At 60.2% G+C, this 25,999-nt stretch carries 20 protein-coding genes; 8 read left to right on the forward strand and 12 right to left on the reverse strand.

What is annotated here, in order from left to right; genetic code table 11:
* Window positions 1–781 precede the first annotated feature (781 nt).
* The 3 genes from AC0L3U_RS31550 to AC0L3U_RS31560 are packed head-to-tail and all read left to right on the forward strand — an operon-like array spanning window position 782 to window position 2,934.
* Window positions 782–1,198, forward strand: coding sequence for a DUF6088 family protein (locus AC0L3U_RS31550; RefSeq protein ID WP_259219281.1), 417 nt, complete (start codon window positions 782–784; stop codon window positions 1,196–1,198).
* The gene (locus tag AC0L3U_RS31555) at window positions 1,188–2,114 is read left to right on the forward strand and encodes a nucleotidyl transferase AbiEii/AbiGii toxin family protein (RefSeq protein ID WP_456652743.1); all 927 of its coding nucleotides are present in this window, start codon (window positions 1,188–1,190) and stop codon (window positions 2,112–2,114) included. Before AC0L3U_RS31550 ends, AC0L3U_RS31555 begins: the two co-directional genes overlap by 11 nt.
* Before the next feature lie 4 nt (window positions 2,115–2,118).
* Entirely contained in the window at window positions 2,119–2,934 is an 816-nt protein-coding gene (locus AC0L3U_RS31560) for a hypothetical protein (protein ID WP_259219278.1), read from the forward strand.
* A 135-nt stretch (window positions 2,935–3,069) separates the two neighbouring features.
* Here AC0L3U_RS31560 and AC0L3U_RS31565 read toward each other — a convergent pair whose 3' ends face one another.
* The gene (locus AC0L3U_RS31565; RefSeq protein WP_259219277.1) at window positions 3,070–3,417 is read right to left on the reverse strand and encodes a DUF2958 domain-containing protein; all 348 of its coding nucleotides are present in this window, start codon (window positions 3,415–3,417) and stop codon (window positions 3,070–3,072) included.
* Between the two features lie 213 nt (window positions 3,418–3,630).
* Here AC0L3U_RS31565 and AC0L3U_RS31570 point away from each other — a divergent pair, with 213 nt between their 5' ends.
* Window positions 3,631–4,005, forward strand: a complete 375-nt coding sequence (locus tag AC0L3U_RS31570; RefSeq protein ID WP_259219276.1) for a hypothetical protein — start codon at window positions 3,631–3,633, stop codon at window positions 4,003–4,005.
* Window positions 4,006–4,035: 30 nt separating this feature from the next.
* Here the strand turns inward: AC0L3U_RS31570 and AC0L3U_RS31575 are convergent, their stop codons facing one another.
* The 5 genes from AC0L3U_RS31575 to AC0L3U_RS31595 all read right to left on the reverse strand — a co-directional run bounded on the left by AC0L3U_RS31575 (window position 4,036) and on the right by AC0L3U_RS31595 (window position 12,004).
* A complete protein-coding gene (locus AC0L3U_RS31575; protein WP_259219275.1) occupies window positions 4,036–4,647 on the reverse strand; it encodes a restriction endonuclease in 612 nt (203 codons plus the stop codon).
* 259 nt (window positions 4,648–4,906) lie between these two features.
* The gene (locus AC0L3U_RS31580) at window positions 4,907–5,644 is read right to left on the reverse strand and encodes a hypothetical protein (RefSeq protein WP_259219274.1); all 738 of its coding nucleotides are present in this window, start codon (window positions 5,642–5,644) and stop codon (window positions 4,907–4,909) included.
* Between the two features lie 31 nt (window positions 5,645–5,675).
* Window positions 5,676–9,077 (reverse strand): DEAD/DEAH box helicase family protein, encoded by a 3,402-nt coding sequence (locus AC0L3U_RS31585; protein WP_259219273.1) that lies wholly within the window; start codon window positions 9,075–9,077, stop codon window positions 5,676–5,678.
* Entirely contained in the window at window positions 9,074–11,047 is a 1,974-nt protein-coding gene (locus tag AC0L3U_RS31590; protein ID WP_473280335.1) for a DNA methyltransferase, read from the reverse strand. Before AC0L3U_RS31590 ends, AC0L3U_RS31585 begins: the two co-directional genes overlap by 4 nt.
* 66 nt (window positions 11,048–11,113) lie before the next feature.
* Complete coding sequence (locus AC0L3U_RS31595) at window positions 11,114–12,004, reverse strand: BrxR family helix-turn-helix transcriptional regulator (RefSeq protein WP_259219271.1); 891 nt, start codon at window positions 12,002–12,004, stop codon at window positions 11,114–11,116.
* A gap of 107 nt (window positions 12,005–12,111) precedes the next feature.
* On the opposite strand from AC0L3U_RS31595, the gene AC0L3U_RS31600 reads away from it, so the two are divergent.
* The 4 genes from AC0L3U_RS31600 to AC0L3U_RS31615 are packed head-to-tail and all read left to right on the forward strand — an operon-like array spanning window position 12,112 to window position 19,237.
* Window positions 12,112–12,354 carry a DUF2188 domain-containing protein gene (locus AC0L3U_RS31600; protein WP_259219270.1) on the forward strand — a complete coding sequence of 81 codons (243 nt, stop codon included), beginning with the start codon at window positions 12,112–12,114 and terminating at the stop codon, window positions 12,352–12,354.
* An 11-nt stretch (window positions 12,355–12,365) separates the two neighbouring features.
* Entirely contained in the window at window positions 12,366–13,826 is a 1,461-nt protein-coding gene (locus AC0L3U_RS31605) for a toll/interleukin-1 receptor domain-containing protein (protein WP_259219268.1), read from the forward strand.
* Window positions 13,810–15,342 carry an argonaute/piwi family protein gene (locus tag AC0L3U_RS31610; protein WP_259219267.1) on the forward strand — a complete coding sequence of 511 codons (1,533 nt, stop codon included), beginning with the start codon at window positions 13,810–13,812 and terminating at the stop codon, window positions 15,340–15,342. The genes AC0L3U_RS31605 and AC0L3U_RS31610 overlap by 17 nt, the downstream gene beginning before the upstream one ends.
* Before the next feature lie 34 nt (window positions 15,343–15,376).
* The gene (locus AC0L3U_RS31615; protein WP_259219265.1) at window positions 15,377–19,237 is read left to right on the forward strand and encodes a hypothetical protein; all 3,861 of its coding nucleotides are present in this window, start codon (window positions 15,377–15,379) and stop codon (window positions 19,235–19,237) included.
* A gap of 230 nt (window positions 19,238–19,467) precedes the next feature.
* Here AC0L3U_RS31615 and AC0L3U_RS31620 read toward each other — a convergent pair whose 3' ends face one another.
* The 6 genes from AC0L3U_RS31620 to AC0L3U_RS31645 are packed head-to-tail and all read right to left on the reverse strand — an operon-like array spanning window position 19,468 to window position 25,581.
* The gene (locus tag AC0L3U_RS31620; RefSeq protein WP_259219264.1) at window positions 19,468–20,406 is read right to left on the reverse strand and encodes an ABC transporter substrate-binding protein; all 939 of its coding nucleotides are present in this window, start codon (window positions 20,404–20,406) and stop codon (window positions 19,468–19,470) included.
* On the reverse strand, window positions 20,403–21,497 hold the full coding sequence (locus AC0L3U_RS31625) for an LLM class flavin-dependent oxidoreductase (RefSeq protein ID WP_259219261.1): 1,095 nt from the start codon (window positions 21,495–21,497) through the stop codon (window positions 20,403–20,405). The genes AC0L3U_RS31620 and AC0L3U_RS31625 overlap by 4 nt, the downstream gene beginning before the upstream one ends.
* Before the next feature lie 29 nt (window positions 21,498–21,526).
* A complete protein-coding gene (locus AC0L3U_RS31630) occupies window positions 21,527–22,699 on the reverse strand; it encodes an acyl-CoA dehydrogenase family protein (RefSeq protein ID WP_259219260.1) in 1,173 nt (390 codons plus the stop codon).
* On the reverse strand, window positions 22,693–23,490 hold the full coding sequence (locus AC0L3U_RS31635; RefSeq protein WP_259219259.1) for an ABC transporter ATP-binding protein: 798 nt from the start codon (window positions 23,488–23,490) through the stop codon (window positions 22,693–22,695). The genes AC0L3U_RS31630 and AC0L3U_RS31635 overlap by 7 nt, the downstream gene beginning before the upstream one ends.
* The gene (locus AC0L3U_RS31640; protein WP_259219257.1) at window positions 23,484–24,503 is read right to left on the reverse strand and encodes an ABC transporter permease; all 1,020 of its coding nucleotides are present in this window, start codon (window positions 24,501–24,503) and stop codon (window positions 23,484–23,486) included. The genes AC0L3U_RS31635 and AC0L3U_RS31640 overlap by 7 nt, the downstream gene beginning before the upstream one ends.
* A complete protein-coding gene (locus AC0L3U_RS31645; protein WP_259219256.1) occupies window positions 24,481–25,581 on the reverse strand; it encodes an ABC transporter substrate-binding protein in 1,101 nt (366 codons plus the stop codon). Before AC0L3U_RS31645 ends, AC0L3U_RS31640 begins: the two co-directional genes overlap by 23 nt.
* Window positions 25,582–25,999 lie beyond the last annotated feature (418 nt).

Raw genomic sequence — 25,999 nt, forward strand, 5'->3', positions numbered from 1 at the left:
CGAACAGGTGGACGGCTTTCCACTTGCGCGGATGCATGCAGACGCGGGCGTGCGGATCAGCGCGGTCCTGCATCCAGCCGTGGTACTCGCTGCCGCCATCGGCTCCTCCTGTCGGATTTGATGACAAACCAACGCAGCAGAGGATTCACGGGTTCCGGAACGATTCACCTGTGTCAGTTTGAATCAGCTGTTGCGTGGAGTGCTTCAGTGGCGTTTCAGCGTAAAAGACCCGCGGCAATCGGCGTGAAGGCGCCGTTGCCCGGCTTCATCGAACCGGCCTTGGCAACCTCGATCGAGACGGTGCCGTCCGGCACGCGGTGGATTCAGTACCTGCTCCCGTGGATCAATCCACGACGAGCCTTCAGTGATTGGTTCCTGCTTCATTCGCTCTCTCCTCGGCTATTCAAGGAGGGGGCAATTCCTCATGGCACCGAGGGGGCAGTTTTCCATGGCGCGCGACAGGCATGGCTTTCAGCCGGCACCAGACATTCCCACATCTTTCGCCGCACAAGCCGTTAGGATGAACCGAGGCGAAGAAAGCGGAGGCGCGATGCAAGTCGATCGAATGGGACGATTGCGTGGATCGCTTGGCCAGCGGATGGGATCGCGCGGCGACAGGCGTTGGAAGGAGGCGAGACCCAAGGGCCCGGCTCCTCTACTTCCGTCGGCGCCCGAACTATCCCGTTGATATTTATTATATAATTGATTTTGCTATGGTCTTTATTGCTATATGTCGGGTTTTTGCCTATATTGATGTCGGGTTTTTGCAAGGAGGCCCGATATGCCGCGCAAGCTGACCTTACGTCAAAAGATCGAGCATCGAATCGCCCGGAAGGAAGGCGAAGACGTGTTTCTCACGCGCGAGTTCAAGAAGCTCGGTGGCGAGGATCAGGTGCTGCGCACCCTGCGTACGCTGGTCGATGAAGGTCAGTTGGTGCGGCTCGGCTACGGCATCTATGGCCGTGCGCGACCATCCAGCTTGAGCGGCAAAGCCGTCCTGAGCAGCCGTGAAGGTTTCTTGGGTGTCGCGCAGCAAGCGCTTGATAAGCTCGGCGTCGAATGGGAGCCAACGGAGGCGCAGCGCGCCTACAATGAAGGCCGCTCGACGCAAGTCCCTATCAATCCGGTCGTGCGCGTCAAAGGCCGTTTCTCCCGGCATTTGCGCTATCGCAACGCGGAGTTGGTCCTTGAGCGGTAAACCAACGCTCGACGAACTGGTCGATGTGCAGGATCACTTTGGCTTGCCGAGCGCAGGGCTTGTCGAGAAAGACTGGCACGTGGCCCAGGCATTGGCGGCGATTGCTGCGCTCGACACGGGTAATCTCCGCCTTGTGTTCGGTGGCGGCACAGCGTTGAGCCGGGCCTACAAGCTGACAAAGCGGATGTCGGAAGACATTGACCTCAAGATCGTCAGCGACAGCAAGCCCTCGTCGAACACGCTTCGCAAGCTCCGTAAGAGCGTCACCGAGGCGTTGCTCGGCGCGGGTTTCGTGTTCGATCCCGCTAACGAAGAGCACCGCCGCGTGATGTATGGCGGCGAATACACGAAATACATGCTTCCCTATGAAGCGCTCGCGCAAGGCGGCGGGCTCCGCCCCGGCGGCGTGCAGATCGAGCTTTCGCTCTGGCCGCTGCGGCAGCCTGCGATCGATAAGCCGATCGCGTCTTTCTACGCCGAGGCTAACGGGCTTGCCCCTGAGGTTGCCTCGATCCCGTGCTCATCCGTGCTGGAAACGGCTGCGGAAAAGCTCACGGGCCTCACATGGCGTGCAGGGTCGGAACTTGCCGGTTTGCGCAAGGATCGCGACCCGACCTTGGTGCGGCACATCTATGATTTGCACATGACGCGCCAGGCGTATGACGGCAAGGAAGTCGCCGCGCTCGCGCGCGAGGTGATGAAGGACGATGCCGCGACGCGTGGCAAAAGTTTCCCGGCCTATCAGAAGGACCCTCTCGCCGAGACACTCCGCGCCATTGAAGGCATCCCGAAAGACAAGGTGTTTATCGACGGTTACGCCACCTTCCAGCGCGACATGGTCTATGGCGACAAACCGGATTTCGCCACCGCCATGACATCTCTTGACGCACTTGCCGGGCATCTGAAGGCGTCATGATCTGATGGGCTCCGTGCCGTTTACGCGTCCAACCCTCATCGCCGCCGTCGCGTTTTTGGATACGAGCCTGTCGCAAGCTGCATTCAATCACATGGTGCTGCGCCTCGGACTCGACGAAGAGATTCCGTCTGACACGTCGATCAGCGTGTCGAAAAAAGCCGACAGACTGGGCCGCATCCTCGTGCAGCGGCGTGATGATCTCCTCGATACGCTGGAGGGTCGAATGTCCTTGGCGGAGGCGGTGGTTCGTGAAGCGGTCAAGCCGATGCGCGTGGCGTCCCTTCACCCGAACGAGATCGCCTTCGCGCGTGGGTTGGCCCGCGACGGTTATGTGGTGGAGTTCGACGACCAAAGAGTGCCGCATCTGCGCAAGGCGCTGCCGGAAGAGCTTGGGCTTCCGGAAGTCGATGACGAGGTGCATCAACTCTTGAAGCATTTTAGTTTCGTTGAGCCGCTTGGCCATCTCGACCAGGGGATTGAGGCGCATGCGCGTGGGGATTGGGCGGCGGCCAATGCGCAGTTCCGCACTTTCCTTGAAGGCTTGTTCGATGAAATCGCGCGGTATTGCGATGGGGCGGACAAGACAGACGTATTAACCTCCGAGAACCGCCGCGCGCTGCTGGCGAAGATTGGCTTTCTTGCCAAGGATCGCAACGAGTGGACGGATGACGGCAAGAACTACATCAACGGCCTATTCAAGATGCTGCACACCGATGGCTCGCATCCGGGGTTATCAGACGAGGATCACAGCACCTTCCGCCTTCATGTGGTGCTGGTGACGGGTCGCACCTTTCTGCGGCGCCTTCGCTATCAACAATAGGAACAGCGACGTGGCGTTGCCCGTCGCCGCGCCGGTTTCAGACCACTTCCTTTTCCGCTTCAAGCTGGGCGGATCTAGCGGGCGTACGCAAGATCACAGGCAACCAGCTCTTGCCGTGGAGTCATGATGGCCCCCTTACGCGTCGATGCGCCCGAGGCGCCGGGCCTCGTCGGCGTATCCGGAAAGGGTTTTATGCGCGGTGAAGAAGAGATCGCGCTCGATGGTCAAGCCACCGGGGCCGCGCAATTCTTCAAGCTCGCTGATGCGGACGTTTCCGAGTTCGGGACATTCCATGCCGAGATCGCAGAGGCCGAAAGCGATGTCCGGGTCTTCGGGGTCAAGTTCGGTGAGGAGCCATGTCGCCGCACCCCATGGGCAGAACAGCTTGACAGCGGGGTTGAAGTCGATGGTTTCTTCGCGTCTCGCGTTGGCCTGGCCGTTGGTGAGCAGGATGTTGTGGATTTCGTCGGTGATCAATTTCATTCTTGCCTCCTTGCTTTCTGGTTGCAGCTGCTGCTGCAACCCTGCCCTCGTGGCGAGCAGGCAGTAGGCAAGTGCAAGGAGGCTCCGAACGCGGAGCGCCGAGGGTCCACACGAGGGCCCCGCCCTTGCGGGAGACGTGTGGAGGCGGCGCGGAGCGTTTGGATGCCTTGCGCGCGCCAAGGGCGCAGCCCCTTAGTAACAGGAAGAAGCGACATGAGCGGCGTGGCCGCTCCCCTTATTCGCGCGAGCGTGATCGAAGCCGAATGGCCGAGACGCCTATGCGGCTCGGTTTACGAGAGCACCGGTGCGGCGAATCCGCATGCGCCCAGTCGGAAACACAACGAGATATCCTTCGAACGGTTTCTTGGCACGCTCAAGGAATTACTAAGCTGCGCCCGTTTTCGTGATTCAAGGCATTTCAGATACCTGATCACGCAAAGATCCTTGCTCTCATTGCCGGCAGCGAGGACGTCGATAAGCTGCGTACCTGGATTGCGAATGCGCGGAAGGAAACGGTTCGTCGCCCCGCACAAAGTCACGCCGCGCCGGCAGAAATCAGCAACGATGGGTGGCTCTCTCGATGCGTGAGCCGATCTGTTGTCCTGGTGCTGGGCAACTTTAATACGTGTCAGCGAATAAAATCGTGGAAAGACTGCTAATTGGGGTCCAGAGACCGTGTCCGCGACTGACATAGGACTGGCAGAGTCCGACAATTTTGTTGGCGCTTCCCAATCGAACCAACTCACGAGCAATTTCAGAGCGCCCTGCGAGCGCAGGTGCGCTGTAGCCGGAACTCGACAGAATTAGACCACCGTTGGCCCGCCTTGACAGCACCACCTCGAAGAAACGTTCCAGCACGCCGGGCCCCGGTCTTGAAGGGGCACCCCAATGCTTGATCTCCACAAGATAAGCTTCTTGCTGACCGGCTTCGTCGCAGCTTAGCTCCAGATCGAAGCCTCCATCACGTCCAGGCCGCGTAACCAATACGCCAAACCCCAATCCTGACAACACCTCGCCGAGCAATCGCTCAAGATCACGCCACTCGACCTGCGCTAGGTAATCTGGCGTTCGGACGATCTCTTGCGCCAAGGCGTGCAACATGGAACGCAGTGCACGTTCAACCGATGTGCGCGGAAGACTCTCCTCATCCGGAGGCGTCTCCTCATCCGCCAAATATCTTTTGAGCCGAGGGGCGCCGCCCTTGGCTGGCCAATGGATGCGGCCATCCACATCCGCCGCCTCTGCTTGTTCTAGAGTGAACTTCCAGCGTCGGCCCGGCGGCGGAGCGTGTCCTCTCCACTCGTACTGACGATTGTGCCGCACACCAAGGTAAGTGAGAGGCGCAGCGAAGTAAGCTCCGCGCGGATCGTTATCGGGGTTGCCGTAGCGGTCGGGACTGAAGGACGGCTTACGTCCTATTGTCCGAGGGGTTTGGACACTCACACTTATCCTCGCGAGTAAGCTAGGTCACAGGCCGTGGCTTGGGTCTTCATCGATATTTTTCTTCAGTCGCTCTTTGGACGGCGCCTGATAACATTTTGGCATTCATGATCACCTCCGCAAAGTAGTCCTCGTCAATATCGAGTTCCTCATTGATCTTCCCCCGCGCCTTGCGGCCCGCCTTGTCGAGGTAGAGCTGATTGATCAGGCCGCCGTTGTGGATCAACAAATCGCGAGAAGCCTTCATTTCAACGTAGATTGCGACAAGATCCGGCTTGAGTTGGATCGAAAGCACCTCCGCCGCTTTCGCCAGATAGTCCGATGGTTTCCCGAACATCAAATCCTGGCACCGCAGGGCGATATAGGCTTCCAGCAAATCGTCACGATCCTCGTGCTGGAGATAGAGGTCCAGCGGGATACCAGACTTTCCGCCGATGATGGAGAGCTTTTCAGGATACTTCTTTACGACCTCAAACATGCAATCCTGAATGAAAGCTTCGATCCGCGAGATGATGGATATGAGGTGGGTGTCGAAGATGCCTCGGCCATGCTGCGCGAGAAAGAGCGCTCCCACGTCTTCGTCCCGGCGCTCGCTGATTACTGTGTCCCCCTTCTTCGGAACAGGATATTCTCGTTTCCGTTTCGACTTGCTCGCGACCAGCGCGTCGCCTTTTTCTTTCAGCATTGGGCGTGTCAACGTCGTGAAAATCCACGCGTCGTTGAGGAACCGATTGAGCCTGAGGTGATGCCGATAGATCGCTTGTGAAACTTTAGCGTTGCGTGCCACGGGGTAGTCTCCAAAGAGTCGCGCTTGCGACCTACGCGCGCAGCAGGGAAAGCGTCGTGACCCAGGCTTTGAGGTTCTTTTCAGCGAGCGGTCTATCCGTGAGCGGCTTCTCGTGATGAGCAACATACATATTCCGGAAATCGTTCAGCTCTGTGATCCTCATCAAATGCCCCTTTGCGTTAGAAATAACAAAGGCTTCTCGCACGCCCTCAAAGACGCCTTTCAAAGGGGGCTTACCCTGAACCGCGTGATCAAGGCACGAGCGTGCCAGGCCGATCGCAGAGTGGACCGAGCCATAGACCAGCGCGCGTTTGAGAGAAGCCGCCATATTCTGGAAATGCCGAACTTCACGATGAGGAACTGCTGAGAGGTCCGGCTCAAACCAGCGCTGCTGGTCAAGACGATTGATCGGCACCTTGGGTTGAAGCAACTTGATGATGAAGGTCTTTGCAGCTTCATCGACTGAACCAAGCAGCGTGTTGAACACTGGCGCAAGGCTCGTTGTATCAGTCTTCTTCTCCAAATACCGATACAGTTCCAGGGCGTCTTCCGCGGCCTTTTTGGCCCGGGGTCCAAGTTTGGCCAAGGTCGCCGCACCAAAGAAGTTCTCGGCGTCATGACCTTCCCTAGGCCCAAACAACGGCAATTCTGGCTCGCGGCTGGTTTCGCTAAGCAGATTCTGCAACGCGGGCGCGCACGCACGAACAAGATCAGCAAACTTGTCGGTAGCAAGCCCCTCCATCACGTTTTGTGGGATAAAAACATACTCCCATTTGGTCTTGCTGCGCGATGCCGTCTTGCACCACTCGATCGCAGCCATGGCCTTCTTCGGCACATCGCGATCCTGGCGACCCTTCGTCTCGACCAGATAAAGTGTGCCATCATCGCCGCGTACGAAGAAATCCGGCGTGTAGAAAGCAAGCCGCTGGTCGATCGTTAGATAGTCGATGCGAACCGCTTGCGGCCCCGCGTTCTTTGCAAAAGCTGCGACGTCCCGCGCGACATCGACGAACTTCGCGAGCGCGACTTCGAGCGAGCGGTTGCAGGGAACAAGATTGAACAGGGTGCGGCCGGCCTTCATTGCCGGACGCTGCTCCGAGAAGGTCGCCTGGTAGGGTTTCCAGTGGCGCACCGTCTCTGCCTCTCTCGCAAGTCGGCGCTTCTCGGTCTTGACAGTGCGTGCACGGATAAGGGGTACGAAGACCGCCCGAATGTGTTCTCGCACATCGGGATCTGAAAGCCGCGCGACCAAACGCGGGTCGACAAGCGACACCTTCTCCCCAAACAAAATCTCGCCGAGGAACGTCTGCAAAAGCGGCGCGAGGATCGAATGGGTGCTTTGCACTTTGCAGGCCGCCTCCAGCTCACGCACATAAAAGGAGATCGCCGTAAGGCCGTTCCGAAGAAGCGGGAGGCTGACGCGCATCTCCTCGACCACCTCATCCGTGATGAGGTGACGACCTTCGTATTTGACTTCGGTTGCCCCCTTGCTGCCAAGCGGCAGCGACTTGTACTCGCGGGACTTTTCTCGCACGTTTTCAATGGTAAGGCCTTCCAGCTTGGGCTGGATCTCGTGTGCAGCGGAGAGGACCGGTAGGACGATGTCGAGCTTGTCGAAATTCTTGGCATCGTCCGGAAAGATGGTGACCGTCGTGGCGGGGACTTTTTCCGCGTCGATAATCTCGATCGGCAAGCCTTCCTGTTCGAGCTCCTGCTCGTAAAGGCTTGCAAAAGCCGGATGCTCGATAACGATTACCAGCTCGTTTGCCTGGCCGGGCGGTGTCATGCGGCGAAGGCCGCGGCCGAGCGTCTGCTCGGGCAGGATATTGGCGGAAGAACTGAATGCGCGAAGCGGAACAATCGTTGTGACGTTTCGAACGTCCCAGCCCTCACGCAACATCAGCACCGATACGATACAGTTGTAGGGGCTCTGATTGCTGTCCAGCTCGCGGCTAATGCGGCGAATCGCTTTCAAATCCTCATCGGAGATAGCCTTCTCATCCTCGACAAAGACCTCGATCCGCTTGCCTTCCTGCTTGATGGTCTTGATCTTGCCCTTCAGGTTCGTATGAAGGTTGATTGTCTTCTGGTTCAGCCCAGCGAATATCGGATCGTTGTTTAGCCGTGCCGTGATTTGATCGGCAGCATCGGTGTTCTCGCACATAACGAACAGAAGCGGCTTCTTCTCGCTCTTCTTCCATTCGTCCTGGCTCTTGCGCCAGCGCTCATATCCAAGTCGTAGATGCGCCTCGAAGCGGTAGGCGGCGTCATCATGTGGTTGTTCGATCATCTCCTTGGTGCGGCCAAGAACCGGCGTCTTGACGATGCCCGCGTCAACGGCTTCGCCCAATGGCGTATCGCAAACCACATGCGGGAAAATCTGGCCGTTATTGTTCTTGGGTGTCGCGGAAAAATCGAGCTGCGATATCACGCCATCGCCGCCCAGCTCCTTCATCACGTCGTGAAGGGAGCGGATTGCTTGGTTCCATGCCGAGCCTGGGTCCCACACGTGATGCGCTTCATCATTTAGCACCATCACGCGGCGATGCACTGCGATGCGGTCGCGGAGTTCTGCGGCCGTCTCCAATGCCTTTGACTTTAAAACGGCGGGTCCGGCCCAATCGTATTCGTCGCTTTCGCCGCCGCCAGAGCGGCCATCAAACAGGCGGTGAATGTTCGTCAGGTAAAGACCGCCGCCAGTCGCTGCGCCACTGGCCTCGTCTTGCAAGACGACCGAGAAATTCCAGTCGCCGCGCCATTCGGAAGGAATGAGCGGATCAGCAAGGAAGATATCGCGACCGCCCGCTTCGGGACGGAAATCCTGCTTCAGCCGTTCGAATACTGTGAGGTTGGGCGCGATCACCACGAAGTGTCGCGCCATCTCGGAATCCGTCTCGCGCAAAGCGTGGAAGTAGCTCCACACGATCGCAAGGCTCATGCATTTTGTCTTGCCGGCACCCGTAGCAAGCTTGAAGGCGTAGCGCGCCCACTCATCGTCCTCCGGCCGGACGCCTAGGGCTTCCGTCTCACCGCTCGGGCCGCCATACTCAAATAACAACGAAGAGAGATTGTGGAGCCGCCTGATCTCGAGGAGATAGATGAAAGTTTCGATCGCCTCCCGCTGGCAGAAATAGTACCGGAACTCGAAATCGTCCCCGGCGCCCGTCGCAATACGATGGGGGCGCTCAAACCAGTACGCCAACAACTCCCGCGTGGTATCGCTCGCGCCTGGGTAATGGAGATCACGCCACTCCTTGACAGCCGCGCGTAGCGGATTCACCAGCCGGATGGGCGAAGGCCGCCGATAAGTCTTGATCTCGGGCGGCGCGCCTGGGCTGGACCCGCGCACGCGGTGCCGGTTCGGCTCATCCCATGGCGCAAAAAGGGGTTGCAGCGCAGCCGCGTTGATAACCGGCGTACTCTGATCAATCATACCTCCACCTCGACCGTAATGCTTGTGTCGCACCCGAAGACGTCAACTACCTTGACGCAGGCAACATATTTTCCCGGCTTTGAATAAACGTGCCCCGCGTCGCTCACCGTCTTGAGCGCGCGGTCCCTGCGCGTGCGGAACTCTTGCCAATGGTGATTGAACGGCCGGTTAGGCCTCCAGTCGAAATCAATGGCCCAGAAGTCGATGAAATCGAAGCCGCTCTCAAGAGCGCGCTCTTGTAGGGCCTCCAACTCCTTGCTCGGCACCTCGGAAAGCGACGGAAGGAAGTTCAAGAGCTTAATATCGACCTTGCGCTCCCTGCCTTCCTTGCGGACAACAGCCGCGGCCTCCAGCACCGCAACTTCGAAGAAGGGCGGCACCTCAGCGCGGTTTTTTTCCATGATCTCGCGAGGAATGCGGCTCAACCGAAGCTTTACGCCCGTTTCGGCTTCTACAGCCGCTGTCACCTGCCGGATGTCCATTTCGAAGTCCCATGCGAGGACATAGACCTCGCGACCACCGGCAGCCGCGACCGCCTGAGCAACCGCCTTGACTTCGGGGCGCGTGAAAATGCTATCGATGCCATCGACATGCACGAACGCCGTACCCTTGCGGCCATGAAGAAGAGGGGACGGCGCGGAGCCGAGTGTCTCGGCCTTGAAGAACTTCAGGACGATTGCGCGATGCTGGTCGTCGGCGCCGTTTAGCGCCTCCTTCTGCCACCACTGGCGTTCATAGCGGCCCAGATTGTAGAGATCGAACGAACGGTAGGGTTTGCCGGCTTCATGGAGATCACGCTGAATTCCGATCAGCCGTTTCCTTGTCGTATGGATCGAAAACCGCCCAAGATCGCAGGCAATCCAACGCCGCCCCAGCTTCTCTGCGACGGCCGCTGTCGTGCCGGAGCCGCAGAAGAAGTCGGCAACGATATCACCTTCGTTTGAGGAGGACTTTATTATCCGTTCTAGGAGCGCCTCTGGCTTCTGCGTGTCATAACCGGTGTCCTCATAAGCCTGCGAATTCACTGGCGGAATATCCGCCCACACCGACTGCAACGCAACTCCTTCTGACTCATCTAGATACCGCTTATATTCCGGAACTCCATTCTTCGTGTAAATCAAGCGACCGGCATCATGCAGGTCTTGCATCTTTTCCTTGGTCCAGCGCCACGTGCGAAGGTGACCCTTCCACTCGTACGTCAAATTTGGACGATCGGGATTTTGGTTTAAGCAATTATCCTTGCGAAAGCGCCGTCCGTCCGCGTCCTGAAATCTGTACTTATCAGCGACATACTTCTCATTGAGTGGCTCGTACTGCTGGTTCCAGATTGGAGATTCGCCTTTTGAGAAGAACAATATCGAGTCATGTGTCGCGGGGTAGTGGCGACCATGGCTCCGTGACGCGACGCGTTTCCAAATAATTTCCCGCTGTTCGCGTTCTTGTCCAAACACATCAGCCATCATCGCACGAACAAGGTGATTTACGTTGGGACCGATATGAACGTAAATGCTGCCTTGCTCCGACAAGAGCTGGCTGATGACCGTGAGACGCTCGTAAATGACACTGAGATAGGACGCAGCGCCTTTGCCCCACATATCCCTGTAGGCAATCATTTCGATGATGCTTTGGTCCTTTTGGACTTGTTCGCGTTCATCTCCGATCGGAATTCGCATCGAAAAATCGGCCCCGATATCGAACGGAGGATCGATGTAAACAAGCGATACCTTGCCGCGAAATTCTTCGAGTAGGGAGCCCGCGATAAGTTTGTTGTCGCCCCAGACAAGCCTGTTTCGAAAATCGTCCCGATGGGCTTTGGAAACGTCGAAAAGTGAACCCTGTTCGTCCGCGCGCGAGCGCGGCTCGTCGATCGTTTCGATCTTCTGCAAAGGCAGCGCGAGATTGCTTACGTTCACTTCGCGCCGGTTGCCGAACTCGTCGTATTTGCCTTCCCAGACCAGCTCCGTCTTCATACGCGAGAGCGGGTGGGGATTGTGGGGACCGAAACCTGTCATCGTGATACCGCTTGTACTTGTTGGTTATGCCGCGAGCGGCGTTTGTTCTTGCGCGCGCTTCATGGCGGCGCGCACATCCGCCTTATTGCCGAGCACGACGTGCTGCTCCTTCGTCGCGCGCCGTTCGGGATCGCCATCGAGATTTAAGCGCTTTAGGAAGTAATAAAGAAGCGCGAGCCTCACAGGCACCTTGATGGATTCGCCGGTCATACCGAAATCCAGGGCAACGACTCGGCGCTGACTCTTGGTGAGACCAGGGTGGGGGACAAGAACCACATCTACATGGTCGTTCCAAATCTCATCGGCATCGGCCGGAGCACCAGGCTCTGCATCGCCCTTCAACTCCAGGAAACGCGGCAGGAGAAAGTCCTTGAAGATGCGATCGAGGTGACAGAAGGCGCGAACATGCCAACGCAGGCCGTCGGACCCCAGCGCGTGCGGTGTAATCCAACGCCACATCGCTTCCGCACGAGTCAAGGATTGGTAGTGGATTTCAATCGAGCGCTTCTCGCGTATCGTAGCCAAAAGCGTCCGAAGGATTGCAGGATCGACGCGACGCCGCGGGAGCGGCATCGACTCAAATTCCGGCGAATTGTTCAGCCATGTTTGCTGCGCCGGCAGAACGCCGTCGCTGATCGATCGAAGCTGGTTGAGGTAGCTGTCGGCATCGGGCTTCAGGAATACTGGCTTGAAGCGTTTGCTCGCAAAATAGCGCTTGTGGCTGCGGTCATATTCGATGTTGTTCGGTGCAAGCTCCTGATAGCGCGATAGATCATTCGAAGCCTGCGGTACCGACACCCCGAAGTAACGGGTGATGTCGGACCGATTTAGGGCCCCTTCCCAGAAAAGCCGGAACTCGATGAATTCGAGCCTTTGCTCGACGCCCCACCTGATTCCGCTGTCGTCCGCTTTCATCCCCACTCCCGAAAATGCGTATAGAAACTATATTGACACCCGCTGAGGGTGCGTATAGTTTCTTAACCCATCGGCAGTTTGAATTCAACCCTTTTAAGGAGACTACAATGTCGAAGAACGACCGATTCGTCGTGAAGCATGGCCCCGATTGGGCCGTGAAGAAAGGCGGCGTGACCACGCCGGAGAGCGTTCATCACAAGCAAAGTGAAGCCGAACGCTCGGCCAAGCGCACGGTCCACAACCTGGGCGGCGGCGAGGTCCGTATTCAGGGCCGCGACGGCCGCTGGCGGGATTCGGACACCGTGGCGCCGGGCCACGATCCGTTCCCGCCGCGCGATCGCAAGCACTAGGGGAGCCAGTCATGCGGGGTGATGTTGACGATCAGCTCTTTGAAAGCGGTGCCGGGGTTTCGGCGCCGCCTCCGTCCACGCGCGGCGTCATCTTCCTTAGCCACGCGAGCCCGCAGCAAAACACTTTCGCCACCTGGCTCACCACCCAGCTCGCCATCGCGGGTTACGAGGTATGGTGCGATACCACCAAGCTCCTCGGGGGTGAGCGCTTCTGGTCGGACATCGAGGACGCCATCGACGCGCACGCGATCCGCTTCCTTTTCGTCTCCGAGCTCGAATCCAATCGCAAGGCTGGCACATTGCGGGAGCTACGTCTCGCCTTCGAGGCACAGGAGAAATATGGGCTTCGCGACTTCGTCGTCCCGTTGAAAATCGACGCCTTCCCGTTTGAGGCAATGCAAAAGCCCTTGGCGGATCTGAACATCGTGCGGTTCGACGAGAACTGGTCAAAGGGGCTTGCGACCCTGCTCAGGCTGTTCGAGCGAGAAAACATCCCGAAATCACCCCTCGCGGGACCTGTCAGCGTAGCGGAATGGTATGCCCGTCAGCTCGATCGCCGCCGACGGATCGTCATCAGCGACGAGGTCTGCTACACTAACTGGTTCAAGTTGCATCTGCCCGAGGAGATCAAGTTCCACGCCTTCATGGGATCGGCGGAATCCCTCGAGAAGCGCGCCACGGGTTTCCCATATCCCCACCGCGTTCATGGCACGCACCTCATCACCTTCGCCGCCGACCGGGAGATCAGGGAGCATTTTGGTTCCGACGCGCCGTTCAAGGCGGCCACGGCGGCCAAGACTGAAGCCTTCATCGAAGACGGGGATAAGACGCTTGAAATTGCCCCTTTCGATGCCACCAACATCGTCACCGACCTCGTCCGGCAGGCGTGGGAAGGCGCCCTCACCGCACTTGGCCTCGGAATGTTCGAGCTCGCAAGTGGCCTTGCCGCGCGTTTCTTCAAGAACGGCCAACTTGAAAAGAACCGCGCCTATTACCGTGCGCTCCGCGGCCGTCGCGCCTTCCGGCAGTTAGTGGGCAACAAGAGCAAGCGCACCAGGGAGGGCCAGAAGGTTCCCGACGGCTTTTGGCACTACGCGCTCTCGGCTTCACCACAGCTCCTGCCGTTTCCGCGCCTCGTGCTCAGGCACCACGTCATCTTCACCGACGATGGGATCAAGCCGTGGTCGAAGCCCGAGCGGATGCACAGGGCCCGCCGCAGCGTCTGCAAGCAGTGGTGGAACAAGGAATGGCGCGACCGGCTCTTTGCATTCACTTCCGAACTCGCCAAGGGCGGCAAGAGCTTCGCCAGCACGGTCGGCGGCGGCCAGGAATTGACCATCACCATGACGCCGATGAATTTCACCAGCCCGTGGACGTATTTCGAAGATGCCGATGACGGCCTCGACGAAACGCGTGAGATCGAACTGGTCGAGGATACCTCGCCGGAGGACGACGATGACGAAACCCCATAAGTCCCAGCCTGTGCGGCGCCTCCTTACGTTCGCGGAGCCGCGGCTCCGCTTCGGCTTCGAACAGTTGCTCGAAGACCCCAAGGACGGTCTGATGATGTTCGGGCCCCCGAAGAAGCTTCACGGCATCCATTACGGCGTCATCGGCACGCCGGACGGCATCCGCCAGTTCGAGGCGTGGGCGGCAAAACTCAAGCACGCTGTTCCGGCTGATCCCAAAATCGGCAGTTCAATCACGTATCCTGGGTTCGAGGCGGTATTCCGCACCGCGTGGGACGAGGCCCCCCGGGTCAAGATCGAGGTCGATCCCTGCGAACTGAATTTCACGGTCAAGCTGAACGATCCGCATCAGCGCGTCTATGACACCGTGGAGCTGTTCTCCAAGCCGATCATCCGCTGGGTCGAAGAGGAGGATCCCAAGGTCGCCCTCTGGTTCGTGATAGTGACCGAGGAAGTGTGGAAGCTGTGCCGGCCGCGCTCGACCATCAGCAAGGCTGAAGGTATCGCACCGAAAGTGGCGCTCTCGCACTCAAAAGCCATCGAACTCTGGGAAGAGCCCGACTTCTTCGATGAGGTCAATGTGGCCGCGGAGAAGCACTTGTTCGAAAATCATTTCCACAACCAGCTGAAGGCGAAGCTGCTCGGCTGCGAGGCCATCACCCAGCTTGTACGCCAAAGCACCATCGCCCCACACGAATACCTCAACAGCAAGGGCGAGCGTTCCCGCAAGATGCAGGACGACGCCACGGTCGCCTGGAATCTCACGACCGGCATCTATTACAAGGCGGGCGAGAAGCCGTGGACCCTTGCCGACATTCGCGACGGCGTGTGCTACATCGGCCTCGTCTTCAAGCGCACCAACAATCCGCTCGAAGCCAAGGAGGCTTGCTGCGGCGCGCAGATGTTCCTTCACACCGGCGAAGGCATCGTATTCAAGGGCGCCGTCGGCCAATGGGCTTCCGACAAGTACGGCGAATACCACCTGTCAGAGGATAAAGCCGAGGACATCGTTCGCCGTTGCGTCGAAGCCTACAAGAACCTTCACAACCGGCAGCCGCCGCGCGAGGTCTTTATCCACGGCCGGACCCGCTTCAACCGCGACGAGGTCAGGGGCTTCCGCAAGGGGGCGCCGGAAGGCACGTCCGTCACCGGAATCCAGATCCTCCGGCCGAATGACCTCAAACTCTTCCGCGAGGGCCGCAAAGCCGTGATGCGTGGCCTCGCCCTGAAGATCGACCAGCGCAATGCTTTCGTCTGGTCTGCGGGCTACGTGCCGCACCTTCTGACCTACCCTGGGCGCGAAGTGCCGACGCCCCTCAAGGTCAAGATCGTGTTCGGCGACACCAAGCTCGAGCAAGTGATTGCTGACATCCTAGCTCTCACCAAGGTCAACTTCAACACGTGCATCTTCAATGACGGGTTGCCCGTGACACTGCGCTTCGCGGACGACATCGGCGAGATTCTCACGGCGATTCCGGATGTAACCTCGAAGCCGCTCCCATTTAGGCACTACCTGTAAGAAACCCACATCGTACAGAAACTCGCTTTGAGCCATGTTTGAAATCACAGGCGACGATATTGCGGATTTAACCGACACAGACCTTCGCACACTGGTCGGCCGGCTCAGTGAAGCCGAGATGCGCAGACAAGGTCTTTCGGTCTCCGCCGTGACTTATGGCGGTAATCAAACTGCGAAGGACGGCGGTCTTGATGTCCGCGTTGCCGCGCCGGGCGGGTCACCGATCCACGGCTTCATTCCTAAGCCGCAAACGGCCTTCCAGGTGAAGTCCCAAGATATGCCTCGGGGAGATATCCTCGATGAGATGAAGCCTAAGCCGGCGCAGACCCTGCGCCCCTCGATTATCGAACTGGGCGATCTGGACGGCGCGTACATCATTGTCAGTTCAAAGGGCTCCGTGGCTGACACGGCATTGAAGGACCGCCGCGCTGCGATGGCAGAGGCCCTGACCGGCACCACGGCGGACGGAAAGCTCGTCCTTGATTTCTACGACCGTCACCGCATGGCAACGTGGGTCCGCGAGCACGCGGGCGTTATCCCATGGGTGCGAGAAAAAATCGGCAAGGCCGTGCCCGGATGGAAGGCCTTCGGCTCATGGTCGCTTGCACCCGAAGGTGCTGAGAGCAGTTACCTCTTCGACGAGCACGCGCGTATTCGAACCGGGGACAAAGACGAAGGCGATGGCATATCGGCGATCGATGGCATCAACAAGATCCGCGAGGTGTTGTCTAAACCAGGGCGCGTGGTTCGGCTGGCCGGCCTATCAGGGGTGGGCAAGACCCGCTTGGCAGAAGCATTGTTCGATCCATCGGTGGGAGATGCCGCTCTCGATCCTTCCTATGCGATTTACACGAATGTCGCGGACCAGCCCAATCCGCCGCCAGTCGGCCTGGCATCGGACCTGAATGCCAATGAGACCCGCGCGATCCTCGTGATCGACAATTGCCCTCCGGAGTTGCACCGAACGCTTTCAGATGTTGCCCGAGCACACGGATCGGCCGTAAGCGTCATCACAATCGAATACGATATTCGTGACGACCAGCCTGAGGGCACCGATGTATTCCGCCTCGATACGTCGTCGATCGAGCTAATTGAAAAGCTGGTCATACGGCGTTATCCAGACCTCTCTCAGGTCGATGGGCGCACGATTGCTGTGTTTTCCGATGGCAACGCCCGGGTCGCGCTTGCACTTGCATCACGTATCGAAAAAACGGAGCGCGTCTCTGAGTTAAGTGATGAAGAGCTGTTCAAGCGGCTTTTTCAACAACGTCACGATGCCGACCCCTCGCTGCTATTAATCGCGCAAGCGTGCTCGCTCGTTTATTCCTTCGAGGGTGACACTCTTGACGGCGAAAATGCCGAGCTTCCCATCCTCGGACACCTCATCGGCAAAACAGCGAACGAGGTCTACCAGGGCGTTGCGGAGCTGCAGCGCCGCGATCTCGTTCAGGCGCGTGCGCACTGGCGCGCAGTTCTGCCGCACGCCATTGCGAACCGCCTGGCCAAAATGGCGCTTCAGAACATCCCACCCGCCCGCGTGGCGTCCTTGCTGGTGGATAATGCGTCCGAACGCTTGTTGCGCTCGTTTTCACGCCGTCTTGGGTATCTCGATGATAGCAAGCAGGCCAAGGCGATTGTGGAGGGCTGGTTGGCGCCGGGCGGACTTCTCCGCGACGTTGGCGATCTTAACGAGCTCGGTCGCGCGATCTTTGCTAACATCGCTCCTGTTGCTCCGGAGGCTGTTCTAACGGCGATCGAGCGCACGGTTGCGTTGGACGACCTGGAGACGCTTAATCGCTGCAAGCACTTTGTACGTCTACTGCGGTCGCTGGCCTATGAGCCCGCGTTCTACGAGCTCGCAATTGCTGTTTTGACAGCCTTCGCGGCACTTACTCCCGACAGCGAAAAGGACAGCGACGCCAATCGAGTCGTCGCGTCATTATTTTATATCGTTCTGTCCGGGACCCACGCACCAATCGATATGCGGATAAACGCCGCGGAAAGGCTATTGTCATCTGACGATGAGAAAGAGCGTGCGGTTGGTCTCAATGCTATCGAAGCGATGTTAAAAACCGATCACTTCATGTCGAGCTATGACTTTGATTTCGGCGCGCGCTCGCGTGATCACGGTTATCATCCCGCTAATGGCGGCGAGGTGCGAGCGTGGTTCGATGCGACGTTGAAGTTGGCGCGCGGCGTGGCTCTCTCGAATAGTCCCATTGCGCCAGCTGTGAAGAAGGCAATTTCCCAAGAGTTCCGCGATCTTTGGAGTCGCTCGGGCCAAGCTGAGCAGCTCGACCAACTCGCTCGTGACATTGCCGGCGCAACGTTCTGGCGCGATGGATGGGTCGCGGCGCGCGAGGCGCGGCGGCTGGATGGCAGTGCCATGCCACCCGGCCTGCGGAAGCGGCTTACGGAACTGGAGGAGTATCTTCGCCCGAAGGACCTTATTAACCGCGTGCGAGGCCTCGTTTGCGGGCAACGCGGAGGGGCACTCGATCTCGAAGATTTCGCGGATGAGGAGGAGGACGAAGAGTCTGGCGCTCCAGGTTCGGTCGCCAGTCCGCGCAAGCCACAAGAGAGCTATGAAGTACGAGCGGCGCGCGCGACTGCGGCCATCAGGGAACTGGCGCATGATGTTGCCGTGGATGAGAACGCGTTTCGTGCCCTTTTGCCTGAGCTCATGAATGGCAACGATAAGGCACGCATGTTTGGCGAGGCTCTTGCCGAGGCGGCGGAAGACCCGCGAGCGGTGTGGGATGAGATCGTCAAGCAGTATGGAGCCATGAAGGACGCGCGCCTGACCTTGGTCGGCGGGGTCTTGCAGGGCCTATTGAAGCGCGACCAGGCACTCGGGGATGTCGTCCTTGACGCAGCGCTATCCAGTACAACACTCGGCAAATCTTTTCCTCTGCTGCAGGCCTCAGCAACGATCGATGGGCCTGCCCTTGGACGTTTGCATAAATCCCTCGACCTCGGCTTGGCGCCGATCGAAGCATTCAACAACTTGGCCTACGGTCGCGCATGCGAAAAAATTCCTGGACCCGAGTTTCGGGATTTGTTGCTTGCCATATCTCGGGATCCTGGTGGCATCCCCGTCGCGCTGGAAATCATTGCCATGCGCCTTCATTCTGACGCAGAGGCCAAGCGCCCGCCCGCATCCGAGGTTCGCGAGGCTGGCCGGCGAATCCTCGACCATTTCGAATTCCAGCGCACAAATGGGCGAGCCCACCGGGAAGATCACGAGTTAGGCATGGTGGTGCGAGGAACGCTTAGCGGACCGGAAGGTGCTTCCGCGGCCCGGCGGCTAAGCCGTAAGCTGATTGATGCTGCATCAAGGCACGATGTCCGCGCCCACGACAACGATGATCTAGTGAACGGGTTGTTGCGGGTGCATTCGACGGAAGTGCTTGACGAGCTCTTCTCTGGCCCTCCCGCCAGGATCAAGCGCAGCGTGAGGTTCTTTCAAAACCTCTCCCGCTATCATCAGAATATTTTTGACGGTGTTACGGACGAGGCCATCCTAAAGTGGTGTGATCGCGCACCTGCGTTGCGCTATCCACTCATGGCTTCCGTGGCAATCCTTTTCAGCGGCAACGATGAAAACGCCGCGACCGAGTGGCGGCCCCTTATTGGTGAGCTACTAAAGAAAGCACCCGATCCCACTCTGGTTATGAACGAAATCGTGCAGCGCCTTTACCCCTCAATGTGGAGCGGATCGCTTGCTACCGTGTTAGAGAAGCGACAAACGCTCCTCAGTGCTTTGCCAGGCGTGATGACGCCAGGGCTGGCTTCTGTCGTCCAAGCCGCAAACGAGCGACTCCAGAAAATTATTGACGCTGAGCGATTGAGCGAGCGGCACGAGGATAAGGAACGCAACAACCGTTTCGAGTAGGAGAAGAAAAGAACTTCCTATCATCAGCCCCGCTTATCATGGCTTGCAATGTGCACAGTGCGTGCTCGGCGAGTGATAGGCCATGTAGGAGTCAGGCTGTCGGCAAAACTGGCTGGGTGAGAATGGCCGACGATCCATTCTGGCGGAGTATTCGATCGAAGCATAAAGGTGAATCGATCGGAGCTGGCCCGCGGCGCATGCTGCACCGCGTCCAAGACACGAGATGGTGGTTACAACCCCGCTTTCACAATCGCGTCAGCGAACGAGCGATCCACGACCTCGGCAGCATCGAGCTTTTGCTTGATCAGACCCCAGCGAAAATAGAGATCGATGGTGTTCTGCTCGTCGGCGACGACGCTGTCGTCGATCGGCGCGATCTGGATCTTTGCGCGCGAAAGCCAATTCTGCGGCACGGCGGTCGGGATGTTCATCAGCTTGCCCCAGGTCTCGGCGTAGCTATTCACATTGTTCAGCGACCAAGCCCGCGCAGCAGTGAGGCGGCGGATGAAGTCGGTCAGCTCCGCGCGCTTGTCGCGGATGGCGTCGGGCCGCGCCACCTGAAAACTCAGGCCCGGCGTCAGGCCTTCCGAGGTGATGATGCGGCGCGATCTGAACAGCACCTCCTCCTGGCTGACATAGGGCTCCCACGTTGACCAGGCATCGACCGAGCCTTGGGTGTAGGCGATCTTGGCGTCCGATGGCGCCAGGAATGCAATCTGCACGTCGCTCGCACCCCAGCCGTTCTTCTCCAGTGCGGCCAGGATCAGCTGATGGCCGATCGAGCCGCGGCCGGTTGCGATTTTCTTGCCGCGCAGATCGGCGAAGCTCTTGATCGGCGAATTCTCGGGCACCAGGATCGCAAGGCCTTCGCGGGTCTGGCGTATCGCGGCGATCGCCTTCACCGGCGCGCCGGAGGCGGCGGCGAAGGTGAAAGGCGCATCGCCAACGACCCCAGTCTCGATCGCGCCGGCGCTCAACGCCTCCAGCAGGGGCGCGGCCGCCGGAAACTCCTTCCACTCGATCTTGTAGGGAACGTCCTTCAGCGCGCCTGCCGCCTCCATGACGGCCTGCGAATTGCCCTTCTGGTCGCCGACCCGAAGCGTGGTTTGCGCTGCCGTAAGTTCAAGCGAACCGAGCAGCAGCGCGCCGGCCAGCACGAGACGGATCATTCCGCCGCCTCGCCATGGGTCACCTGGCGCTTGGCGATGAGCTCGCGCGTCAGCGGGATCAACTCGCGGCCATATTCGATGGCATCGGGAAGCGGATCGAAGCCGCGGATCAGGAAGTGGCTGACGCCGAGATCATAATAGTCGGCGAAGACCTCGGCGACCTGCTCAGGCGTGCCGACCAACGCGGTGGTGTTGCTGTTGGCGCCGGTGAGCTTTGCGATTTCGGTCCAGAGCCGCTTGTCGATCCGGCTGCCCTGGTCGGCGAGCGCCAACAATCGTTTGGCGCCATCGGTCGCGTGATTGGGCCGGCGATAGCCGGTCTGGTCCTGAAGCGCGGTAGCGCGCTCCAGAATCGTCTCTGCCTTTCTCCACGCCTGCTCCTCGGTATCGGCAAGGATCGGTCGCACGGACAGGCTGAAGCGTGGCGTCGGCCTGCCATGCTTGGCAGCCGCCGCGCGTACCCGCGCAGTGACGTCGCGCACCTGCGCGTAGGACTCACCCCACAGCGCAAACGTGTCGGCATGCTTGCCCGCAACCTCGATCGCGGAATCCGAGCCGCCGCCGACGAAGGTGTAGATGCCACCCGTCTGGAGCGGCTTCACTTGCGAAAAGCCATTCTCCACGTTGTAGTACTTGCCGCTGTAGTTGAACGGCTTGTCGCTGGTCCATTCCAGCCGCACCACATCGAGGAATTCGCTGGTACGGACGTAACGCTCGTCCTTGTCGTCGAGCGTGTTGCCGTCCTGTCTGAGCTCGATCGCATTGCCCCCGGTGATGACGTGCAGCGAGACGCGGCCGCCATAGAGCTGGTCAAGCGTCGCAAGTTGACGCGCCAGCAGCGTCGGCGCGGTGAAGCCCGGCCGCTGTGCAATCATCACCTTGAGCTTCTTGGTGATGGTCAGCACGTGCTGGGCAACCTGGAGTGCATCCGGCGTGGTCGAATGGAACGCCAGCAGCGCGCGGTCGAAACCGGCGAGCTCGTGCGCCTTCGCGACCGTCTCGATATAGGCGGGATCGAGCACCGGCCCCTGGCGCACGATGGTCTCGGAAGCATTGCTGTTGGCGATAAAGCCGATGAACTCGACCGACATGATCGTCTCCCTGATTGTTTGGCGGAAATCTAGAGTCCCAATGCGGCACGGCCGAGGCCGACGCGCGTGGAATCGTCCTGCGGCGTGTGCACGCGGCCACAAAGGACGTCGCGATAATGCCGCTCCAGCGGATTGGTGCGGGAGAGACCGTGATTGCCGGTCAGCGACAGCGCGTCCTCGACCGCGGCAACGGCATTGTTGGTTACGGTCAGCTTGATGACGTTCGACTCCGAGGCGGAGAGCTCGATACCCTCGTCGAAATCACCCGCGAAGGATGAGATCAACCGCGCATTGACCGCGAGCCGGGCCTCGATGGCGCCGAGGATCTCTTGCGCGCGGGGCAAGCTTGCCAGCGGCGCGCCAAGGCTGGCCGGAACGCGCTGCTTCAGGAAGGAAATCAGCCAGTCGCGCGCGGCGCGGGCGACACCGTCATAGATCGCGGCGACCAGGATCGTATGGACGGTCGCCTGCGTCACGTCGGGCCCGCGCCAGTCCGCAGGCTTGCGAACATCGATCTCGGCATCGAGCGGGATCACGACGTCCTCGAAGATGACGTCGTGGCTGCCGCTGGCGCGCAGGCCGTGATGGTCCCAGGTCTCGACGATGCGCGTGCCCGGCAGGCCCGCCGGCACCAGGAATTGTCCGACCCGGGGCTCGGCCTCGTCGGTGCGCGCCCAGACCAGGTACCATTTCAGGATCGGCGATCCCGTCGAATAGATCTTGTGGCCGGTCAGGCGCCAGCCGGTCTCGGTGCGCCGGGCGATCGTCGCCGGCAAGCCGCCGCGCACCGGCGAGCCAAGCTCCGGCTCGACCCGCAGCGCGTTGACGAGCGCAACACCCTCGACCGTCTCGCGCGCGAGCTTGCGCGCCAGCCGTAACGGCCAGGCCGGGCTCCGCCCCATCACCGGATGATTGATGTAATGCATCGACAGCACCAGCGCGGTCGACGGATCGGCCTTGCCTATGATACCGATCACGCGCGCGCTGTATCTGGCGCCGGCGCCCGCGCCGCCGTGGGCTGCGGGCACGGTCAGCGACAGCAGGCCTGCTTCGGACAGCTCGCGGAAATTCTCGAACGGGAAGCTGGCGGTGCGGTCGTGCTCGACCGCACACGCAGCAAAGCGCTCGGCCAATGCTTCGGCGCGTGCGATGTAATCGGGCTCGCTGTGGGCCGTGCGTCCTCTGGCTATAGAAGTCACCATGTGGCATCCAACCCCAGCAGGCCGAGGATCTGGCGGCGTAGATCGGCGAGATAAGGATCGCCGCGATGGCGCGGATAGGGCCGGTCGACGCGGATGTCGGCCTTGACACGCGCCGGACGGTCGCTGAAGACGATGACGCGGTTGGCGAGCACCAGCGCTTCCTCGGCATCATGCGTCACCAGCAGCGTGGTGAAACCCTTGCGCTGCCACAGCGAGACCAGCTCGGCCTGCATGGTGATGCGGGTGAGCGAGTCGAGCTTGCCGAGCGGCTCGTCCAGGATCAGGATTTTGGGACCGTTGACCAGCGCACGCGCCAGCGCGACGCGCTGCGCCATGCCGCCGGAAAGCTGGTGCGGATAGGCATTGCGGAAATCCGACAGCCCGACCAGGTCGAGCGCGGCATCGACGCGGTGGCGCTGCCGCTTCAGGATGCCCTGCGCTTCCAGCCCGAGGGCGACATTGTCCCAGACCGAGCGCCAGGGAAACAGCGTCGGATCCTGGAACACGACGACGCGCGAAGGGTGCGGGTTCCTGATGCGGCTCTCGTCCTCGCGCAACGTTCCTGCTTTCGGCTTGTCGAGGCCTGCGACGAGACGCAGCAAGGTCGACTTGCCGCAGCCGGAAGGGCCGAGCAGCGCGACGAACTCGCCGGGCTCGACGGCGATGCTGACATCGCTGAGCACCGGAAGCTCGGCACCGTCGATGTCGAAGGCGTGGCTGACCTGCTCGATATCGAGCGCGGCGCCGGCGAGCGGATGCGTCACCGCTTCTGCGACAGCTGCTTCTACCATTTGACCGTCCCCTTCTGCCAGACCAGCAGGCGATCGCGGATCGCGAACAGCAGCGTGATTGCGCCGGAGCAGAGCAGCGACATCACGATCAGCGCCGCATACATGTTGGCGTAGGCGGCCCAGCCCTGCGCCCATTGCAGGTACCAGCCGAGCCCGGCCTTGACGCCGATCATCTCGGCGACGACGAGCACGGCGAACGACGAGCCGAGCCCCATGAACAGGCCGACAAAGACGTGCGGAAGCGCGGCGGGGATCGCGACCTTCAGCACCAGAAAGGACGGCTTGGCGCCCAAGGTGCGCGCGACGTCGTAATAGGCGCTGCTGACGCTTGCCACGCCGGACCACGTCAGCACGGTCACCGGAAATCCGGTTGCGAGTGCGATCAGGAAGGTCGAGGCGCTCCAGCTCGACGGAAACGTGAAGAAGGCGATCGGCAGCCAGGCGGTCGCCGGCAGCGGGCCGATGAAGCGCAGCACCGGATGCACCCAATAGCCCACCGCGCGCGACCAGCCGATCGAGACGCCGGTGAGGAAGCCGATAACCGCGCCAATCAGATAACCGCCGAGCTGGAGCTTGACCGAGGCAAAGACACTGTCGAGCAGCTTTGGCAGATCATCGGTATAGATCTCGACGATCGATTGGGGCGGCGGAAAGAACGGCAGCGGCAGCCAGGCGAATTTGGCGGTCGCGAGCTCCCACAGGGTCAGGAAAGCACCGAGCGCGACCAGCCAGGGCGCGCGCTGGCGCAAGCCGCGGCCGGCCGATCCCAGGTAATCGGCGCTGACAGTTCCGAACAGAGCGAGTGCGGCAACGATGAAGGCCGCAATACCGAGCGAATGCGTGCGTGACCAGTCCCCGACGTCCTCCCACAACAGGCAGGACAGCCCGAAGGCGATCCAGGCGACGCTGGCGAGAACGCCGACACCGGATTCCTGCAGCCACGCGAGCAGCGGAGCACGCGAGAGGCGCGGCGCGCCCGAGGCAAGCCCGTCAGACAGCGAATACGTCGACATAAATGCGCTCCGCGAATTTGGCGGTATCGGTGCTCTGCTTGAAGACCTGCACGCTCTTCAAATCGTCAGCATAGGCCTTGAGCTCGCGTTTGAGCACCTCGCCTGTGGGATGATGATGATGGGTGTGGTAGCGCACCATGCCTTCGATATCGGCGAGCGTCGCCGCCTTCGGCGCGTAGGGCTGGAACGACTTCGCCGCCACCGCCGGGTTCTGCGAGGTGAACTTCGCGGCATCGAGCAGCGCCTGCGTGATGGCGCGTGCGACTTGCGGCTCCTCGCGCACGAGGCTGCCACGCAAGCCCACGATGCAACAGCTCTTGTCCCGATAATCACCGTCGAGGTTGGAGGCGATCTCCTTGTACTGGGTATCTTTCAGCCAGAGATAGGCCAGCGGGTCGGATGACAGGAAGGCCTGCACCTCGCCCTTTTCCACGGCGACGTTGAGCAGGTTGCCGGGATAAGCGCGCCAGTCGACGTCCTTGTTCGGATCGATGCCGAGCTTGGCGAGCTGAATCGAGAAGAAGTTCTTGTCCGGACCGGCGAGATCGCCGACGGCGACGATTTTGCCCTTGAGGTCGGCGAGCTTGCTCACGCTGGAATCGGCGTGGCTTAGCACGCGCATGCAGCCGCCATGGGTGCCGGCGGCGATCTTGACGTCGAAGCCCTGCTCCAGCGGCTTCAGCCAGCGCAGCGCCATGCCGAGACCGGCATCGCTCTTTGCGATCGCGATCGCCTCAAGCAGCTGATCGGTCGAGCCGGAATAGTTGACGAGCTCGACATCGAGATTCTGCTTCTGGAAGAAGCCATGCTCGATAGCGACGGGCAGCGGCGCGAGGCAGACCGCGCCGGCATTCCACGAGAGCTTCAACTTGCGCGGCGCGCCGGTGAGCGCGGGGGCGTCGGATGCCGTCCGGCACAGCGGAAACTCCGAGAGATCGATGCCGGGCGCTGGGGCGCGCGGCGCGAAGGCCTGCGCGCCAAGAGCCCCGAGCGGCGCGGCAAAGGCTGCCGCAAGGCCCGCCCGAAGCAAGTGACGCCGGTCGAGGGTCGATCCGCCGCGCCTGGTCTCGTTAGTCATCGGGCTGTAGCTCCTGCGCTGGCACGGCTCCACCGCCTGCGCAACGGTTCGCGTTGCGCATGTTCCGTGCGGAGCTGCGTCGAGAGAAAATCTTTCCGTCGGCGCTTCACACGCCGCGTTGATGCGATGAGCAAATCATGCGGCGCACTGCTCGTATCGTCAATGAAATGGAATTTCGAATGTGTTGCGAACCGAAGTCATTCTCTCCATGGCTGCTCGCGGAGACGATGAATCGGTTTCGACCGAGGCGCCGCCAGAATTGGAAGCCCCGCAACGCCATCACCTGCGTCTTTATGCGCATTTTGATCGGCGTACACAGCGTTTTCTTGAAAGCGTCGTTCCTGTTCGCCAGCTATCGTCTTACTTGCCGGAGCAGGGGCATTCTCTCTCCTCTCACGCCACGTGATTTGGCAGTGCT

The organism is Bradyrhizobium sp. Kon69 (assembly GCF_055807515.1).

Bases quoted from the DNA above. Each gene is read 5' to 3' on its own strand.
- AC0L3U_RS31630 (WP_259219260.1), bottom strand. From the start codon at position 22,699: ATGGTGACTTCTATAGCCAGAGGACGCACGGCCCACAGCGAGCCCGAT.
- AC0L3U_RS31640 (WP_259219257.1), bottom strand. From the start codon at position 24,503: ATGTCGACGTATTCGCTGTCTGACGGGCTTGCCTCGGGCGCGCCGCGC.
- AC0L3U_RS31620 (WP_259219264.1), bottom strand. From the start codon at position 20,406: ATGATCCGTCTCGTGCTGGCCGGCGCGCTGCTGCTCGGTTCGCTTGAA.
- AC0L3U_RS31565 (WP_259219277.1), bottom strand. From the start codon at position 3,417: ATGAAATTGATCACCGACGAAATCCACAACATCCTGCTCACCAACGGC.
- AC0L3U_RS31610 (WP_259219267.1), top strand. From the start codon at position 13,810: ATGACGAAACCCCATAAGTCCCAGCCTGTGCGGCGCCTCCTTACGTTC.
- AC0L3U_RS31600 (WP_259219270.1), top strand. From the start codon at position 12,112: ATGTCGAAGAACGACCGATTCGTCGTGAAGCATGGCCCCGATTGGGCC.
- AC0L3U_RS31595 (WP_259219271.1), bottom strand. From the start codon at position 12,004: ATGAAAGCGGACGACAGCGGAATCAGGTGGGGCGTCGAGCAAAGGCTC.
- AC0L3U_RS31550 (WP_259219281.1), top strand. From the start codon at position 782: ATGCCGCGCAAGCTGACCTTACGTCAAAAGATCGAGCATCGAATCGCC.
- AC0L3U_RS31590 (WP_473280335.1), bottom strand. From the start codon at position 11,047: ATGAAGACGGAGCTGGTCTGGGAAGGCAAATACGACGAGTTCGGCAAC.
- AC0L3U_RS31615 (WP_259219265.1), top strand. From the start codon at position 15,377: ATGTTTGAAATCACAGGCGACGATATTGCGGATTTAACCGACACAGAC.
- AC0L3U_RS31585 (WP_259219273.1), bottom strand. From the start codon at position 9,077: ATGATTGATCAGAGTACGCCGGTTATCAACGCGGCTGCGCTGCAACCC.
- AC0L3U_RS31605 (WP_259219268.1), top strand. From the start codon at position 12,366: ATGCGGGGTGATGTTGACGATCAGCTCTTTGAAAGCGGTGCCGGGGTT.
- AC0L3U_RS31560 (WP_259219278.1), top strand. From the start codon at position 2,119: ATGGGCTCCGTGCCGTTTACGCGTCCAACCCTCATCGCCGCCGTCGCG.
- AC0L3U_RS31570 (WP_259219276.1), top strand. From the start codon at position 3,631: ATGAGCGGCGTGGCCGCTCCCCTTATTCGCGCGAGCGTGATCGAAGCC.
- AC0L3U_RS31625 (WP_259219261.1), bottom strand. From the start codon at position 21,497: ATGTCGGTCGAGTTCATCGGCTTTATCGCCAACAGCAATGCTTCCGAG.
- AC0L3U_RS31635 (WP_259219259.1), bottom strand. From the start codon at position 23,490: ATGGTAGAAGCAGCTGTCGCAGAAGCGGTGACGCATCCGCTCGCCGGC.
- AC0L3U_RS31645 (WP_259219256.1), bottom strand. From the start codon at position 25,581: ATGACTAACGAGACCAGGCGCGGCGGATCGACCCTCGACCGGCGTCAC.